This is a genomic window from Cellulomonas sp. FA1 (assembly GCF_000986825.1).
Taxonomy (GTDB): Bacteria; Actinomycetota; Actinomycetes; order Actinomycetales; family Cellulomonadaceae; genus Cellulomonas; species Cellulomonas iranensis.
This window is the reverse complement of sequence record NZ_LBMY01000001.1, coordinates 1204520-1221333: the sequence shown is the minus strand read 5'-3', so window position 1 is coordinate 1221333 and position 16814 is coordinate 1204520. Positions and strand designations below refer to the sequence as shown.

At 73.8% G+C, this 16814-nt stretch carries 13 protein-coding genes; 12 read left to right on the top strand and 1 reads right to left on the bottom strand.

What is annotated here, in order from left to right; all coding sequences use genetic code 11:
* Positions 1-144 precede the first annotated feature (144 nt).
* The 12 genes from GY42_RS05410 to GY42_RS05355 all read left to right on the top strand — a co-directional run bounded on the left by GY42_RS05410 (position 145) and on the right by GY42_RS05355 (position 16191).
* A complete protein-coding gene (locus GY42_RS05410; protein ID WP_046528550.1) occupies positions 145-2286 on the top strand; it encodes a DNA gyrase/topoisomerase IV subunit B in 2142 nt (713 codons plus the stop codon).
* 69 nt (positions 2287-2355) lie between these two features.
* Positions 2356-3381 (top strand): GNAT family N-acetyltransferase, encoded by a 1026-nt coding sequence (locus tag GY42_RS05405; protein ID WP_046528549.1) that lies wholly within the window; start codon positions 2356-2358, stop codon positions 3379-3381.
* Positions 3382-3451: 70 nt separating this feature from the next.
* Positions 3452-4249 (top strand): ABC transporter ATP-binding protein, encoded by a 798-nt coding sequence (locus GY42_RS05400; protein ID WP_046530588.1) that lies wholly within the window; start codon positions 3452-3454, stop codon positions 4247-4249.
* Positions 4250-4324: 75 nt separating this feature from the next.
* Entirely contained in the window at positions 4325-4795 is a 471-nt protein-coding gene (locus GY42_RS05395) for an NfeD family protein (protein WP_046528548.1), read from the top strand.
* A gap of 84 nt (positions 4796-4879) precedes the next feature.
* Positions 4880-6235 (top strand): SPFH domain-containing protein, encoded by a 1356-nt coding sequence (locus GY42_RS05390; RefSeq protein WP_201775255.1) that lies wholly within the window; start codon positions 4880-4882, stop codon positions 6233-6235.
* Between the two features lie 41 nt (positions 6236-6276).
* Positions 6277-7038 carry a TetR/AcrR family transcriptional regulator gene (locus tag GY42_RS05385; protein WP_152667220.1) on the top strand — a complete coding sequence of 254 codons (762 nt, stop codon included), beginning with the start codon at positions 6277-6279 and terminating at the stop codon, positions 7036-7038.
* On the top strand, positions 6987-8732 hold the full coding sequence (locus tag GY42_RS05380; protein WP_046528547.1) for an ABC transporter ATP-binding protein: 1746 nt from the start codon (positions 6987-6989) through the stop codon (positions 8730-8732). Before GY42_RS05385 ends, GY42_RS05380 begins: the two co-directional genes overlap by 52 nt.
* Positions 8729-10720, top strand: a complete 1992-nt coding sequence (locus tag GY42_RS05375; RefSeq protein WP_046528546.1) for an ABC transporter ATP-binding protein — start codon at positions 8729-8731, stop codon at positions 10718-10720. The genes GY42_RS05380 and GY42_RS05375 overlap by 4 nt, the downstream gene beginning before the upstream one ends.
* A gap of 350 nt (positions 10721-11070) precedes the next feature.
* The gene (locus GY42_RS05370) at positions 11071-12501 is read left to right on the top strand and encodes an SLC13 family permease (protein WP_152667219.1); all 1431 of its coding nucleotides are present in this window, start codon (positions 11071-11073) and stop codon (positions 12499-12501) included.
* Positions 12502-12553: 52 nt separating this feature from the next.
* The gene (locus GY42_RS05365) at positions 12554-13876 is read left to right on the top strand and encodes an endo-1,4-beta-xylanase (RefSeq protein WP_082131363.1); all 1323 of its coding nucleotides are present in this window, start codon (positions 12554-12556) and stop codon (positions 13874-13876) included.
* 107 nt (positions 13877-13983) lie between these two features.
* Complete coding sequence (locus tag GY42_RS05360; protein ID WP_046528544.1) at positions 13984-15276, top strand: MFS transporter; 1293 nt, start codon at positions 13984-13986, stop codon at positions 15274-15276.
* A gap of 75 nt (positions 15277-15351) precedes the next feature.
* Complete coding sequence (locus tag GY42_RS05355) at positions 15352-16191, top strand: TrmH family RNA methyltransferase (protein WP_046528543.1); 840 nt, start codon at positions 15352-15354, stop codon at positions 16189-16191.
* A gap of 21 nt (positions 16192-16212) precedes the next feature.
* Here GY42_RS05355 and GY42_RS05350 read toward each other — a convergent pair whose 3' ends face one another.
* A complete protein-coding gene (locus GY42_RS05350; protein ID WP_046528542.1) occupies positions 16213-16770 on the bottom strand; it encodes a YbaK/EbsC family protein in 558 nt (185 codons plus the stop codon).
* Positions 16771-16814 lie beyond the last annotated feature (44 nt).

Genomic DNA, 16814 nt, shown 5'->3' with positions numbered 1-16814 from the left:
GTACAAGATCGTGACACGGCGTCACGTGAGCGTGATCTGCGCGCACCGCGCCGTCACACGCACGACACGCGGCAGCGCCCGGTGCGGGGTGCCCGCGGCATGGCGCCGCGGGGCGTGTCCGTTCCCGCGACTACCATCGGCGCCGTGACGACGACCTCCTCCCCGTCCGGCTACACCGCTCGGCACCTGTCGGTGCTCGAGGGCCTCGAGGCGGTGCGCAAGCGCCCCGGCATGTACATCGGCACGACCGACAGCCGCGGGCTCATGCACTGCCTGTGGGAGATCATCGACAACTCGGTCGACGAGGCCCTCGCCGGGCACGGCGACCGCATCGACATCGTGCTGCACGCCGACTCGTCGGTCGAGGTGCGCGACAACGGTCGTGGCGTGCCCGTCGACGTCGAGCCCAAGACGGGCCTGACGGGCGTCGAGGTCGTGTTCACGAAGCTGCACGCGGGCGGCAAGTTCGGCGGCGGCTCGTACGGCGCGTCGGGCGGTCTGCACGGCGTCGGCGCGTCCGTGGTCAACGCGCTGTCCTCGCGCCTCGACGTCGAGGTCGACCGCGGCGGCAAGACGTACCGCATGACCTTCCACCGCGGCGAGCCGGGCGTCTTCGACGACCGCGACGGCGCGAGCCCCGAGTCGCCCTTCGAGCCGTTCGTCTCGGGCTCCGAGCTCGCGGTCGTGGGCAAGGTCGCCAAGGGGCGCACGGGCACGCGCGTGCGCTACTGGGCGGACCGGCAGATCTTCCCGAAGTCCGCCGTGTTCTCGTACGACGAGCTCGTGACGCGCGCGCGGCAGACCAGCTTCCTGGTCCCCGGCCTCGCGATCACCGTGCGGGACGAGCGCCGCATCCCCGGGACGCCCGGGCAGGACGGCCCGCACGAGGAGACGTTCCTGCACTCGGGCGGCGTCGTCGACTTCGTCGACCACCTCGCGCCCGACGCGGCCGTCACGGACGTGTGGCACCTGACGGGCGAGGGCACGTTCACCGAGACCGTGCCCGTGCTCGACGACCGCGGCCACATGACGCCCCAGGAGGTCGCGCGCACCTGCGAGGTCGACGTCGCGCTGCGCTGGGGCACGGGCTACGCGACCGAGGCGCGCTCGTTCGTCAACATCATCGCGACGCCCAAGGGCGGCACGCACGTCGCCGGGTTCGAGGCCGGGCTGCTCAAGACGCTGCGCGCGCAGGTCGCCGCGAACGCGCGCCGGCTGAAGATCTCCGCGAAGGACTCGGCGAGCGAGCGCATCGAGAAGGAGGACGTGCTCGCCGGCATGACGGCCGTCGTCACCGTGCGCCTCGCCGAGCCGCAGTTCGAGGGGCAGACCAAGGAGGTGCTCGGCACCGGGCCCGTGCGCGGGATCGTCGCGCGGGTCGTCGAGCAGGAGCTGACGGCGATCTTCGGGTCGTCGAAGCGCGAGCACAAGGCGCACTCGGCGCTGCTGCTCGACAAGGTCGTGGGGGAGATGCGCGCGCGGGTGTCGGCGCGCAAGCAGAAGGAGATCTCGCGGCGCAAGAACGCGCTCGAGTCGTCGTCGCTTCCCGCGAAGCTCGCCGACTGCCGCATCGACGACGTCGAGCGCAGCGAGCTGTTCATCGTCGAGGGCGACAGCGCGCTCGGCACCGCGAAGCTCGCGCGCAGCTCCGACTTCCAGGCGCTGCTGCCGATCCGCGGCAAGATCCTCAACGTCCAGAAGGCGTCCGTCGGCGACATGCTGAAGAACGCCGAGTGCGCGTCGATCATCCAGGTGGTCGGCGCCGGGTCGGGGCGCACGTTCGACCTCGAGGCCGCGCGCTACGGCAAGATCGTGCTGATGACGGACGCCGACGTCGACGGCGCGCACATCCGCACGCTGCTGCTGACGCTGTTCTTCCGGTACATGCGGCCCCTCGTCGAGGCGGGGCGCGTCTACGCGGCCGTGCCGCCGCTGCACCGCATCGAGGTCATCGGTGCGGGGTCGCGCAAGAACGAGTACGTCTACACGTACTCCGAGGCCGAGCTCGCGGCGACGCTCAAGAAGCTCGACCGCTCGGGCCGCCGGTACAAGGACGACATCCAGCGGTACAAGGGCCTGGGGGAGATGGACGCCGACCAGCTCGCCGAGACCACCATGGACCCGCGGCACCGCACGCTGCGCCGCGTGCGCGTCGGTGAGGCCGAGCAGGCCGCCGCCCAGGTCGAGAAGGTCTTCGAGCTGCTGATGGGCTCCGACGTCGCGCCGCGCAAGGACTTCATCGTCGCCAACGCGCACGTCCTCGACTCGTCGCGCATCGACGCCTGACCCGCGGCGAGGCGCGTCCGCGCCGGTTTCCTGTTGGTCGCTCGGCGGCGGGGGCGTCACGCTGGACCCATGACCGACACGCTCGCCCCGATCGCCGTCCGCGTCGCCCCGCCGACGGACGTCCCGCTGCCCGCCGCCGAGCTCGGTCTGACGTGGCGCGCCATGGCGCCGGCGGACGTCGACGGCGTCACGGCGCTCATGGTCCGCGGTCAGGAGGCCGACGGCCTGCCGTACCGCACGTCCGCCGCCGAGGTCGCGCAGGAGCTCGAGGGCGACTGGCGGGACGTCGCGCGCGACACGCTGCTCGGCCTCGACGACACCGGGACGCCCCGCGCGGTGGCCCGCGTGGACACCTCGCCGGGCGACCGACGCGTCGTGCGTGCGTTCGTCGAGGGCGCGGTCGACCCGGTGTGGCGCGGGCGGGGGATCGGCCGCGCGCTCGTCGCGTGGGCGCAGGCCCGCGCGCGCCAGGTGCTGGCGGCGTCCGGCAAGGAGCTGCCCGCGCGCATCGTGACGTTCGTCGACGACGCGACCCCCGACGCCGTGCGCCTGTACCGCGCGGCCGGCTTCACGCCCATCCGCTACTACACGCACATGCGCCGCCCGCTCGACGTCGCGCTGCCCGACGTCCCGGACGTCGACGGCCTGCGCGTGGTCCCCTGGGCGCCCGAGCTCGACGACGCCGTGCGGGTCGCCCACAACGAGGTCTTCGCCGACCACTGGGGCTCCGAGCCCCGCACGCCCGAGCAGTGGGCGCGCTCGAAGGCGATGTTCGCGCCGACGTGGTCGTTCGTCGCGCTCGACGACGCCGGTGAGGTCGTGGGGTACGCGGTCTCGGGACGCTACGAGGAGGACTGGCCGGCGGCCGGGTACCCCTCGGGGTACACCGAGCTGCTGGGCGTGCGGCGCGCGTGGCGCGGCCGCCGGGTCGCAGTCGCGCTGCTCACCGCGGTGATGCGCGCGTACGCCGCGGACGGCATGCGGTACGCCGAGCTCGAGGTCGACACAGCGAACCCGTCGGGCGCGCACGGGCTGTACGCGGACCTCGGCTACGAGGTCGCGCACTCCTCGACGATGCTCTCGATCGAGCTGTGACGTAGGTCCTGCACACCCCCGCGGCAGGTCCGTCACGCGTCGGCGCGGTGTCCGGTTAGGGTCTGTGCCCATGACCGACGTGCTCGACCTGCAGGACGTGACGATCCGGCGTGGTGCGACGACGATCCTCGAGGGGCTGTCGTGGCGGGTCCAGGACGGCGAGCGGTGGGTCGTGCTGGGGCGCAACGGCGCCGGCAAGACGACGCTGCTGCAGGTCGCCTCGGGTCGCATGCACCCGACGTCGGGCACCGCGTCGCTGCTGGGCCAGCGGCTGGGCGCGACGGACGTGTTCGAGCTGCGGCCGCGCATCGGCATCGCGAGCGCGGCGCTGGCCGACCGGATCCCGTCGGGCGAGACGGTGCGCGACGTCGTGCTGACGGCGGCGTACGGCGTGACCGGTCGGTGGCGCGAGTCCTACGAGGAGGTCGACGAGGCGCGTGCCGCGGACCTGCTCGCCGCGTTCGGCGTGGCGCACCTCGGCGACCGCTGGTTCGGCACGCTGTCCGAGGGCGAGCGCAAGCGCGTGCAGATCGCGCGTGCGCTCATGAGCGACCCGGAGCTGCTGCTGCTCGACGAGCCCGCGGCCGGCCTCGACCTCGGTGGCCGCGAGGAGCTGGTCGGTGCGCTGGCCGAGCTCGCGCGGGACCGTCGCTCGCCCGCGCTCGTGCTCGTGACGCACCACGTCGAGGAGATCCCGCAGGGGTTCACGCACCTGCTGCTGCTGCGCGCCGGCCGGGTGTTCGCGGCCGGGCCGATCGACGAGGTCCTCACGGCCGAGAACCTGTCCGGCACGTTCGACGTGCCGCTGAGCCTCGACCGGCAGGACGGCCGCTGGTCGGCGCACGCGACCGACCGCGCCGCACGCTGAACTGCGCCTTCGACCCACGGGATCGCAAAGCGGTCGCATAGGATCGTCGCAGGACGACCAGCGGAGGTGACGGCCATGGGATGGCTCTGGTGGGTCGGTGGCGGGCTCGTGCTGGGCATCCTCGAGATGCTCTCTCTCGACCTCGTCCTCATCATGTTCGCCGGCGGGGCGCTCGCCGGAGCGGCCGCCTACGCGCTCGGGGCGCCGCTCGCCGTGCAGATCCTCGTCGCCGGCATCACCGCGGTGGTGCTGCTGCTGACGCTGCGGCCGTGGCTCCTGCGGCACCTCAAGGGCAGGGTCGACCTGCCCGAGACCAACGCGGCCGCGCTGGTCGGGCGACCGGCCGTCGTCGTCTCGACGGTCGACGGCACGACGGGCCGGGTCAAGCTCGCGGGCGAGGTGTGGAGCGCGCGGACCGCCGACGGCGGCACGCTCCCGGCGGGTGCCGCGGTCTCGGTGACGCGCATCGACGGCGCGACGGCCGTGGTGAGCCCGCTGCCGGCGACCGCCGGCGGCCCCGCGGCCACGGGCCCGGCACCCGCCTGACGCCCGCGTCCGACAGACAACCGACCCGCGCCGCGGGTCACCGTGGTCGCCCCGGTACGGGCGGCGCAACCTAGCGGAGGTCCCATGAACGACAGCCCGCCCGTGGGCCAGGTCGCGTTGATCGTCGTCCTCGTGCTCGTCCTGATCTTCGTGATCGTCGCGCTCGTGCGCGCGGTGCGGATCGTGCCGCAGGCGGTCGCGATCATCGTCGAGCGGCTCGGTCGGTACAACAAGACGCTCGACGCCGGTCTGCACCTGCTGATCCCGTTCGTGGACCGCGTGCGCGCGAACGTCGACCTGCGCGAGCAGGTCGTGTCGTTCCCGCCGCAGCCCGTGATCACGTCGGACAACCTGGTCGTGAGCATCGACACGGTCATCTACTTCCAGGTGACGTCGCCGAAGGACGCGGTCTACGAGATCGCCAACTACATCACCGGCATCGAGCAGCTCACGGTGACGACGCTGCGCAACGTCATCGGCTCGATGGACCTCGAGCAGACGCTGACGAGCCGTGACCAGATCAACGGCCAGCTGCGCGGCGTCCTCGACGAGGCGACCGGGAAGTGGGGCATCCGCGTCAACCGCGTCGAGCTCAAGGCGATCGACCCGCCCGCGTCGGTGCAGGGCTCGATGGAGCAGCAGATGCGTGCCGAGCGCGACCGTCGTGCCGCGATCCTCACAGCCGAGGGCGTCAAGCAGTCCGCGATCCTCACGGCCGAGGGCGAGAAGCAGTCGGCGATCCTGCGGGCCGAGGGTGAGGCCCAGTCGGCGATCCTGCGGGCCGAGGGTGAGGCGCGCGCGATCCTCCAGGTGTTCGACGCGGTGCACCGCGGCGACGCCGACCCCAAGCTGCTGGCGTACCAGTACCTGCAGACGCTGCCGAAGATCGCGTCGAGCCCGTCGAACAAGATGTGGTTCCTGCCGGCCGAGCTCAGCGGCGCGCTGGGGTGGCTGTCGAAGGGCTTCGCGGGCGGCGGCCCGTCGGACGGCGAGTACCCGACGCGCGCGGCGGGGCAGTCGCCGATCGCGGAGGGCGACCTGCCCCCGGTCTCGCTGACGGACCCGAGCGAGGCGCTCGCGGAGGCGCGGCGCGAGTCGGCCGCGGCGACGGCGGACGCGACGAGCGCCGGGACGCTGTCGGGTGTGCCGTTCGACCCGTCGGCCGAGCGCGGTCAGCGCCCGGGGCGGGCCCCGTGGCGCCGCAGCGCCCGGTGCCCGGTGCGGGCGCGGCGCCGGCGGGTGGCGAGACGCCGCACGCCGCCCAGCAGCCCGCCCCGCAGCAGCCCGCCCCGCAGCAGCCCGTGCAGGACGCTCCGCAGCACGGGACGCAGCAGCCGCCGACGGCGCCCTGACGCCACGCACGGCTCCCGCCCGACCACGACGCCGGCGCCCCCACCGAGGGGGCGCCGGCGTCGTGCCGTCCGGGTGGCGCTGACCTGAGGACTTGCTGAGTGAGTGCTCACTCACTTACCGTGCTGCGCATGAGCCCCGCAGTACCGCGCCCGAGCCGTGCCGCCCCGCTGCCCCCCGAGGAGCGCCGCCGCGCGATCCTCGACGCCGTCCAGCCCGTGATCCTCGAACGTGGCCTGGACGTCACGACCCGGCAGCTCGCCGACGCCGCCGGCGTCGCCGAGGGCACGTTGTTCCGCGTCTTCGACGACAAGGAGCAGCTCGTGCGCGAGGCCGCCTTCGCGGCGGCCGACCCCACCACCGGGCTCGACGCGCTCGCCGCGATCGACGCCACGGCGCCGCTGCGCGACCGCCTCGTGCGGCTCGTCGAGCTCATGGAGCAGCGCGTCGGCCAGGTGCGCGTGTGGATGACGGTGCTGCACCGGCTCGGCCGTGGCCCCGACGGGCTGCCGCACGGCCCCGGCGCCGAGTGGGCGCGCCGTCAGCGCGAGGGCCTCGAGGCCGTGCACGCCCAGATGCGTCGCCTGCTCGAGCCCGACGCGGACCGTCTGCGGCTGCCGCTCGACGACGCCGTCCAGGCCGTCGACGCGCTCGTGCTCGGCATGCTCCTGCACGCCGGACGCGTCGGCATGCTGCACGGCGGAAATCTCGAGCGCTCGTTCGAGCCACGCGTCATCGTGGACCTGCTGCTCGACGGCATGCTCGCGCCCACCGACCCGACACCCCCCACGCCCCCACCCCCACCGGGGACGCCCCCACCCTCACGGAAGGGTCCTGACCCATGCTCATCCGACTGCTCAGGGAGCACCTGCGCCCGTACCGGGGAGCCGTGATCGCCGTCCTGGCGCTCCAGCTCGTGCAGGTCGTCGCGACGCTGTGGCTGCCGAGCCTCAACGCCGACATCATCGACGACGGCGTCGCCAAGGGCGACACCGACGCCATCTGGAGCCTCGGCGGCGTCATGCTCGGCGTCAGCCTCGTGCAGGTCGTCGCCGCGATCGCCGCCGTCTGGTTCGGCGCGCGCGCCGCCATGGCGTTCGGCCGTGACGTGCGTGCACGGCTGTTCGCGCAGGTGCAGTCGTTCTCGCAGCAGGAGATGGGCAAGTTCGGCGCTCCGACGCTCATCACCCGCACGACCAACGACGTGCAGCAGGTGCAGATGGTCGTCTTCATGACGTTCGTGTTCCTCGTCATGGCGCCGCTCATGCTCATCGGCGGCGTCGTCATGTCGCTGCGCGAGGACGTGGGCCTGTCCGGTCTGCTGCTGGTGATCGTGCCCGTGCTGGCCGTCATCGTCGGGCTCATCGTGTCGCGCATGGTGCCGTGGTTCCGGCGCGTGCAGAAGCGCATCGACGCGATCAACCGTGTCATGCGCGAGCAGCTCACGGGCGTGCGTGTCATCCGCGCGTTCGTCCGCGAGCGGCACGAGGAGGCCCGGTTCGAGGTCGCGAACGACGCGCTGTACGTCGCCTCGCTCAGCACCGGCCTGCTGATGGCGCTCATGTTCCCGGTCGTCATGCTCGTCATGAACGTGTCGAGCGTGTCGGTCGTGTGGTTCGGCGCGAACCGGGTGGACGCCGGCGAGATGCAGATCGGGTCGCTCATCGCGTTCCTCAGCTACATCATGTTCGTGCTCATGGCCGTGCTCATGAGCTCGATGATGGTCGTCATGGTGCCGCGCGCCATGGTCTCGGCCGACCGCATCGGCGAGGTGCTCGACACCGACACCACCGTCGTGCCGCCCACGCAGGCGACGCCGTTCCCCACCGGTCCCGAGGCCCGGCCCGGCCTGCTCGAGCTGCGGGACGTCGAGTTCCGCTACCCGGGCGCCGAGCACGCCGTGCTGCAGGACGTGTCGTTCGTGGCCGAGCCGGGGCGGACCACCGCGATCATCGGCTCGACCGGCGCCGGCAAGTCGACGCTGCTCAACCTCGTGCCGCGGCTGTACGACGTCACGGGCGGCCAGGTGCTGGTCGACGGCGTGGACGTGCGCACCGCCGACCCGATCGCGCTCGGTGACCGCATCGGCCTCGTGCCGCAGCGGCCGTACCTGTTCTCCGGCACCATCCGGTCGAACCTCGAGTTCGGTCGGCCCGGTGCGAGCGACGAGGAGATGTGGCACGCGCTCGAGGTCGCGCAGGCGCGCGACTTCGTCGAGGCGCTCGAGGAGGGCCTCGACGCGCCCGTCGCGCAGGGCGGGACCAACCTGTCGGGCGGTCAGCGCCAGCGCCTCGCGATCGCCCGTGCGCTCGTGCGGCGCCCGAGCATCTACCTGTTCGACGACTCTTTCTCGGCCCTCGACTACGCCACGGACGCCGCGCTGCGTGCCGCCCTGGCGCCCGAGACGCGCGACGCCACGGTCCTCGTGGTCGCCCAGCGCGTCGCGACCATTCGCTACGCCGACCGGATCCTCGTGCTCGACGAGGGCCGCGTGGTCGGCGACGGCACCCACGACGAGCTCCTGGAGTCCAACGCGACCTACCAGGAGATCGTGTACTCCCAGCTGAACGCGCAGGAGGCGGCATGAGCGCCACGACCGACAAGCGTCCCGCCGGACCGCCCCCGGGCGGCCCCCGCGGCGGCGGACCGATGGGCCACGGCATGGGCATGCCCGGCCAGAAGTCGCTCGACTTCCGCGGCTCGCTGCGACGCCTGCTGACGGTGCTGCGGCCCGAGCGCGTGCGGCTCGTCCTCGTCCTCGTGCTCGGCGTCGGCTCGGTGGCCGCGGCCGTCGCGGGCCCGAAGCTCCTCGGCAACGCGACCAACGTGCTGTTCGAGGGCATCGTGTCGCGCCAGCTCGGCGGCGTGCTGCCGGCCGGCACGACGCAGGCGCAGGCCGTCGAGGCGCTGCGCGCCTCGGGGCAGGACACGATCGCCGACATGGTCAGCGGCATGCAGACCCTGACCGTCGGGTCGGGCGTGGACTTCACGCGCCTCGGCGAGATCCTGCTCGTCGTGCTCGCGGTGTACGTCGCCGCGTTCCTGCTCGGCTGGCTGCAGGGACGGCTCACGGCGCGCGCCGTGCAGAACACGGTCAAGCGCATGCGCACGCACGTCGAGGAGAAGCTCGGGCGGCTCCCGCTGTCCTACTTCGACCGGCAGCCGCGCGGCGAGCTGCTGTCCCGCGTGACCAACGACATCGACAACGTCGCGCAGACCATGCAGCAGACGCTGTCGCAGCTCATCACGTCGGTGCTCACGGTGCTGGGCGTGCTCGGCATGATGTTCTGGATCTCGCCGCTGCTCGCCGTGGTCGCGCTCGTGACCGTGCCGCTGTCGGTCGCGATCGCCGCGGCGATCGCGAAGCGCTCGCAGCCGCAGTTCGTGCAGCAGTGGGCGTGGACCGGCAAGCTCAACGCGCACATCGAGGAGATGTTCACGGGCCACGCGCTCGTGACGGTGTTCGGGCGGCAGCGCCAGGCCGCCGAGACGTTCGCCGAGCGCAACGAGCAGCTGTACCAGTCCTCGTTCAAGGCGCAGTTCATCTCGGGCGTCATCCAGCCCGCGCTCGGCTTCGTGTCGAACATCAACTACCTGATCATCGCGGTGGTCGGCGGTCTGCGGGTCGCGTCGGGGACCATGACGCTCGGCGACGTGCAGGCGTTCATCCAGTACAGCCGGCAGTTCACGCAGCCGATCACGCAGATCGCGTCGATGGCGAACCTGCTGCAGTCGGGCGTCGCGTCGGCCGAGCGGGTGTTCGAGCTGCTCGACGCCGACGAGCAGTCGCCCGACCCGGCGGCGCCCGCCGCGCTGCCGCAGCCCGTGCGCGGGCGCGTCGCGTTCGAGGACGTGTCGTTCCGCTACGAGCCCGACGTGCCGCTCATCGAGGACCTGTCGGTCGTCGCCGAGCCCGGCCAGACCGTGGCGATCGTCGGGCCCACCGGTGCGGGCAAGACCACGCTCGTCAACCTCATCATGCGGTTCTACGAGGTCGACTCGGGGCGGATCACGCTCGACGGCGTGGACACGCGGGAGCTCACGCGCGACGCGCTGCGTTCGCAGATGGGCATGGTCCTGCAGGACACCTGGCTGTACGAGGGCACGATCGCCGAGAACATCGCCTACGGCGTGGACGGCGCGACGCACGAGCAGATCGTCGAGGCCGCCGTCGCGACCCACGTCGACCGGTTCGTGCGCACGCTGCCCGACGGCTACGACACGGTGATCGACGACGAGGGCGGCACGGTCTCGGCGGGGGAGAAGCAGCTCCTGACGATCGCGCGCGCGTTCCTCGCGGACCCGGCGATCCTCATCCTCGACGAGGCCACGAGCTCGGTCGACACGCGCACCGAGGTGCTCGTGCAGCACGCCATGAACGCGCTGCGCGCCGGGCGTACCTCGTTCGTGATCGCGCACCGGCTGTCGACGATCCGCGACGCCGACGTGATCCTCGTGATGGAGCACGGCCGGATCGTCGAGAAGGGCTCGCACGACGAGCTGCTCACGGCGGGCGGCGCGTACGCGCGGCTCTACGAGAGCCAGTTCGCCGCGGCCACGGCCCCGGTCGACTGACCCGCCGCGGGGGCGGGGCCGCGCGCCCCGGCCCCCGCGACGGACGGCCGCACGGCTCGACGGACAGGTGCACGCCCCTGTCCGTCGAGCCGTCGTGCTGTCCGTCGGCGTCGACGTGGGGCGGGCAGCGGCACGGCGGGTGCGCGAGGCCCGGCGCGCCCGAAGGTCCCACGTGGCGAGACGGTCGCGCGCCTAGCGTCGAGGGGGAGACGACACGCCCGCCCCCGTGACGAAGAGGTCGACCCATCAGCTCCGCCACCGCCGCCGCACCCCCGCACCCGTCGGACGACCGCCGGCGCGGGAGAGCTCTCCCGCGGGCGGAGCGGCTGCGGCGCCCCAGCCGGTCCACCGTGGGGCTCGTCGTCGGGCCCGCGCTCGCGGTGCTCGTCGCCGTCGTCATGCCCGACATGCCGGCCGCGGCCGCGGGCATGCCCGACCACGCCGGTGCCGTCACCGCTGCGACGCTCGTGCTCATGGGCGTGTGGTGGATGACCGAGGCCCTGCCGCTCGCCGTCACCGCGCTGCTGCCGCTCGTCGTGCTGCCCGTCGCGGGCGTCGCACCCGTCGCCGACGTCGCCGCGCCGTACGCGAACAAGGTGATCTTCCTGTTCCTCGGCGGGTTCGTGCTCGCGATCGCGCTGCAGCGCTGGGACGTGCACCTGCGCATCGCGCTCGGCGTCGTGCGCCTCGTCGGCACCGCGCCGCGCCGGCTCGTGCTCGGCATGATGGTCGCCACGGCGCTGCTGAGCATGTGGGTGTCGAACACCGCGACGGCCGTCATGATGCTGCCGATCGGCGTGTCGGTGCTGACGCTGCTGAGCCGTGAGCGCGGCCAGGTCGACCGGCGGCTGTCCGCCGCGCTCATGCTCGGCATCGCGTACGCCGCGACCATCGGCTCGTTCGGCACGGTGATCGCGAGCCCGCCCAACGCGCTGCTCGTCGGGTACATGTCTGAGACGTACGGCATCGAGATCGGCTTCGGGCAGTGGATGGCGGTGGGCCTGCCGCTGTCGATCGTGTTCCTGCTGCTCGCGTGGCTCGTGCTCACGCGCGTCGTGTTCCGGTTCGACCCCGCACCGCTGTGCGAGGACGACTCGGTGGTGCGTGCCGAGCTCGACCGGCTCGGTCCGATGGGGCACCCGCAGCGACGCGTCGTCGCGGTGTTCGCGCTCGCGGCGACGTCGTGGATCGCGCTGCCGCTGATCTGGCGAGGCACGCCCGTGACCGACGAGGTCGTGGCCGTCGTCGTCGCGGTGCTGCTGTTCCTGCTGCCGTCGGGCGAGCCGTGCGGCGGGCGCCTGCTCGACTGGTCGGACACGCGCGACCTGCCGTGGGGGATCCTGCTGCTGTTCGGCGGCGGGCTCGCGCTCGCGTCGCAGATCACCGCGTCCGGGCTGTCGGTGTGGATCGGGGAGCGTGCCCACGGGCTCGGCGGGCTGCCGACGTTCGTCGTCGTGGCCGTGGTGTGCGTGCTGACCGTCGCGATGACCGAGTTCATGTCGAACACCGCGACCGCCGCGACGCTGCTGCCGATCATGAGCACCGTGGGCGTCGCGCTGGGTCACGGCCCGCTGCTGCTCGCCGTGCCGGTCGCGCTCGCTGCCGGGTGCACGTTCATGATGCCCGCGGCGACCCCGCCCAACGCGATCGCCTACTCCTCGGGGTACGTGCGCGTGCCCGACATGGTGCGTGCCGGTGCGCCGCTGAGCGTCGCGTCCGTCCTGCTCGTCACGCTCACCGTCACGACGCTCGCCACCTGGGTCCTGCGCATCGGGGCATGACAGGCTGGGCACGGGCGCCGGAGCCGTCGCCCGTCGCGTACGAAGGAGTCGCATGAGCGCAGTGCCCGCCCCGTCCGTGCCCACCCCCGTCGCACCCGCCGCCGTCGCGCGGGCCGCCGTCACCCGCGACCCCGAGCTCGCGCACCGCGCGCACCGCCGCACCGTGCGGCTCGTGGACCCCGCCGGGCGTCCGCTCGCCGGCGCGTCCGTGCGCGTCGAGCAGCGCGGCCACGCGATCGCGTTCGGCTGCATCGGGTTCGACGAGACCGAGCGCGCGTGGCGCCGCCTGTCGGGACGCACGCCCGCCCCGGGCGAGGACGCGCTGCTCGACCGGCTCGACGCGCTGTGGTTCGACGTGTTCGACACCGCGACGCTGCCGTTCTACTGGGGCACGTTCGAGCCCGAGCGCGGCCGCACGCGCACGGCCGCGCTGCGCGCCGCCGCCGAGCACTACGTGTCGCGCGGCGCGCGGGTCAAGGGGCACCCCCTGGTGTGGCACACGGTCGCGCCGCGGTGGCTCGAGCCGCTGCCGGACGACGAGGTGCTGCGCCTGCTGCGCGAGCGCGTGCGCCGCGACGCGGGGGAGTTCGCCGGGCTCGTCGACACGTGGGACGCGATCAACGAGGTCGTGATCATGCCCGTGTTCGACAAGGACACCAACGCCGTCACGCGCGTCGCGGCGACGCAGGGCCGCGTGCCGATGGTGCAGCTCGCGTTCGACGAGGCGCGTGCCGCGAACCCCGCGGCGACGCTGCTGCTCAACGACTTCGACATGTCGGCGGACTACGAGCACCTGGTCGAGGAGTGCCTGGCCGCCGGCGTCCGCATCGACGCGCTCGGGCTGCAGTCCCACATGCACAAGGGCGCGTGGGGGCGGGACAAGACGCTCGACGTGCTCGAGCGGTTCGGCCGGTTCGGCCTGCCGCTCCACCTCACGGAGACCACGATCCTGTCGGGCGACCTCATGCCGCGCGACATCGTCGACCTCAACGACCACCGGGTGGAGCGCTGGCCGTCGACGCCGGACGGGCTCGACCGGCAGGCCGACGACGTCGTCGCGCACTACCGCACGCTCGTCGCCGACCCGCGCGTGCAGGCCGTGACGTACTGGGGGCTGTCCGACCACGGCATGTGGCTGCACGCCCCGGGCGGCCTGGTCACCGAGGACGGCACGCCGAAGCCCGCGTACGACGCGCTGCGCGGCCTGGTGCGCGGCGAGTGGTGGCTCGCGCCGACGACCGTCACCGCCGACGCGGACGGACGCGTGCAGGTGCAGGGCTTGCCCGGGCGGTACGCGGTCGAGGCAGGTGGCGCGTGGCACGACGTCACGGTCGAGGAGGGCGACGACGCGGAGACGCTCGTGACCGTGCGGTGACGCACCGCGGGAGGCGTGCGACGGGCGGCGTGCCGCGGCGCGCGGTGAGGCGCACGTCACGCGCGTCGGACGTCGAGCGGGCTCACGGCGCGGTCGATGCTCGTCGTATGCCCCCCGCACGCCCGCGGCTCGTCCGCGACCGGCTCACCGTCGGCCTGTACGCACCGTTCACCGTGTGGGGCTGGATGCTGTACAGCTTCAACCCGTCGGTGCCGCTGCTCGCCGACGAGCTCGACATCACCGCCGCGCAGGCCGGGCTGCACGGCACCGCGATGGCCGTCGGCGGTCTGCTCGCGGCGCCGCTGACGCCGCGTGCCGTGCGGGTCCTGGGACGCCGCGGCGCGATCGTCTCGGCGACGCTGCTGCTCACCGTCGGGGTCGCCGGGCTGCTGCTCGGGCCGACGCTCGCGTGGACGCTGCCCGCGATGGTCGTCGCCGCCGTCGGCGGCAACGTCATGATCGCCGCGACGCAGGTGGGGCTCGCCGAGCACACCGGACCCGCGGCGTCCGCCGCGATCACCGAGGCCAACGGCGTCGGGTCGTCGGTCGGGCTTGTCGGGCCGCTCGCGGTGGGCGCGGCCGTCACCGCCGGGTGGGGCTGGCGGCCCGGCGTCGCGGTGACGATCCTGCTCGCGGTCGTCGCGGCGACGCTCGTCGCGCGGCTGCCCGTCTCCGACTCGCTGCCGGGGCTGCGCCGTCGCGGCCGTGCCGCGGGCGCGGCGACGGGCTCGCCGGCGGGCTCGACGACGCCCGCGGTCGCCGACGTCGTGCCCGAGGGCACCGCGCCCGGCGACGGCGCGACCCTCCCGGCGGTCGTGCCCCCGGCCCGGCGTCGGCCCGTCGGCGCCGCCGCGCTGTTCCTCGTCGCGGTCGTCGCGGCCATCGCGCTCGAGAACGCCACGACCTACTGGGCCACCGACCTCGTGCTCACGCAGACCGGCGCGGGCGCGGGCATCGCGACCGCGACCACCGCCGGCCTGGTCGCGGGCATGTCGGCGATGCGTTTCGTGGTCGGGCCGCTGTCGCTGCGCATCCACCCGGCGCACCTGCTCGCGGCGTCGTTCGGCATCGCGATCGTCGGGTGGGCGGTGCTGTGGACCGCGACCGTGCCGGCCGTCGCGCTCGCGGGGCTGGTCGTCGCGGGCTTCGGCTACGGCGCGCACTACCCGCTGTCGATCTCGCTGCTGCTCGCCGCGTCGCCCGGCCGCGGGGACCGCGCGCAGTCGCACGCGACGCTCGCGGGCGCCGTCGCGATCGGCATCGCGCCGTTCCTGCTCGGCGCGCTCGCCGACGCGTTCGGCACGCACACCGCGTTCCTGCTCGTGCCGGTCGTCGCGGTCGGCGGCGCGGTCGTCGCGGTGCTCGGCGGGCGGGCCGTGCGACGTCAGGTCGCGGCCTGACGACGGCCCCGCGCGGGTCCGCGTCGTCGGGCGACGCGCACGATCGGCACCGCGCCGACCTGGGAGGATGACCGCGTGTCCCGTGCCGACGTCCAGCCCGTCACCGACCGCGACGACCCGCGACTGACCGACTACGTCGGCCTCACCGACGTCGCGCTGCGCCTGCGGGTCGAGGCGGCGAACGGCCTGTACATCGCCGAGAGCTCGACCGTCGTCGCACGTGCGCTGCGCGCCGGGCACCGGCCGCGGTCGGTGCTCATCGCGCCGCGCTGGCTGCCCGAGCTCGAGGCGGTGCTCGCCGACCTGCCGGGCGACGACGCCGTCCCCGTCTACCTCGCCGACGAGCCCGTGCTCGAGGCGATCACGGGCTTCCACGTGCACCGCGGTGCGCTCGCGGCGATGCACCGGCCCGCGCTGCGCCCGGTCGCCGACGTGCTGGCGGGTGCGCGCGACGGTGCCGGTGCCCGCCGCGTCGCGGTGCTCGAGGACGTCGTCGACCACACGAACGTCGGCGCCGCGTTCCGGTCGGCCGCCGCGCTGGGCGTCGACGCCGTGCTCGTGACGCCGCGGTGCGCCGACCCGCTGTACCGGCGGTCGGTGCGCGTGTCGATGGGCACGGTGTTCCAGGTGCCGTGGACGCGCATCGACCCGTGGCCCGAGGGCGTCGCGACGTTGCGCGACGCGGGGTTCGTGACGGCGTCGCTCGCGCTGTCGGACGACGCGATCACGCTCGACGAGCTCGTGGCCGACCCGCCCGAGCGGCTCGCGCTCGTGCTGGGCGCCGAGGGGCACGGGCTCAAGCCCGCGACCGTCGCGGCCGGGGACCTGACCGTGCGCATCCCCATGGCGGGCGGGGTCGACTCGCTCAACGTCGCCGCGGCCGCGGCCGTCGCGTTCTGGGCGACACGCGTCTGAGACCGCCGGCTCGCGGCCGGGTCAGCCGATCGCGAGCCCGTCGACGACCTCGACGCCCGGTGCGCGCAGCAGCAGCGACCCGGGCAGGGCGATCTTGGAGCGGCGCACGCCGCTGCCGATGATCACGAGGTCGTCGCCGCCCACGGCCGCGTCGGCGAGCACGCGGTAGCCCGCCGGCAGGCCCAGCGGCGTGATGCCGCCGTACTCCATGCCGGACTCGGCGGTCGCGCGGTCCATCGGCAGGAACGACGCCTTGCGGACGTCGAGCAGGCGCTTGACGGCGTTGTTGACGTCGGCGCGCGTGGTCGCGCGCACGAGGCACGCGGCCGTGCGCTCGACGCCCTCGCGTCGGCCCGCGACGAGCACGCAGTTGACCGACGCGACCAGCGGCAGGTCGTACGCCTCGGTCATGGCCGCGGTGTCGGCGAGGTCCGGGTCGATCGGCGTGACGACGACGGCGTCGGCGACGGCGGGCTCGACTGCCGCCCACCCGCTGATCGCGGCGTGCGTGCTCGCGGCCAGCAGGTCGGGGCGGTCGACGGCCCGCTCCCAGGTGAGGGTCCCGAGTGCGGTGGTCATGCGCGGCAGGCTACCCGGCGTGCCTGACGCCGGGTCGGTCTGCT

Coding starts and splice junctions, on each gene's coding strand:
- GY42_RS05405 (WP_046528549.1), top strand. CDS start 2,356: ATGACCGACACGCTCGCCCCGATCGCCGTCCGCGTCGCCCCGCCGACG.
- GY42_RS05400 (WP_046530588.1), top strand. CDS start 3,452: ATGACCGACGTGCTCGACCTGCAGGACGTGACGATCCGGCGTGGTGCG.
- GY42_RS05395 (WP_046528548.1), top strand. CDS start 4,325: ATGGGATGGCTCTGGTGGGTCGGTGGCGGGCTCGTGCTGGGCATCCTC.
- GY42_RS05390 (WP_201775255.1), top strand. CDS start 4,880: ATGAACGACAGCCCGCCCGTGGGCCAGGTCGCGTTGATCGTCGTCCTC.
- GY42_RS05385 (WP_152667220.1), top strand. CDS start 6,277: ATGAGCCCCGCAGTACCGCGCCCGAGCCGTGCCGCCCCGCTGCCCCCC.
- GY42_RS05380 (WP_046528547.1), top strand. CDS start 6,987: ATGCTCATCCGACTGCTCAGGGAGCACCTGCGCCCGTACCGGGGAGCC.
- GY42_RS05375 (WP_046528546.1), top strand. CDS start 8,729: ATGAGCGCCACGACCGACAAGCGTCCCGCCGGACCGCCCCCGGGCGGC.
- GY42_RS05365 (WP_082131363.1), top strand. CDS start 12,554: ATGAGCGCAGTGCCCGCCCCGTCCGTGCCCACCCCCGTCGCACCCGCC.
- GY42_RS05360 (WP_046528544.1), top strand. CDS start 13,984: ATGCCCCCCGCACGCCCGCGGCTCGTCCGCGACCGGCTCACCGTCGGC.
- GY42_RS05350 (WP_046528542.1), bottom strand. CDS start 16,770: ATGACCACCGCACTCGGGACCCTCACCTGGGAGCGGGCCGTCGACCGC.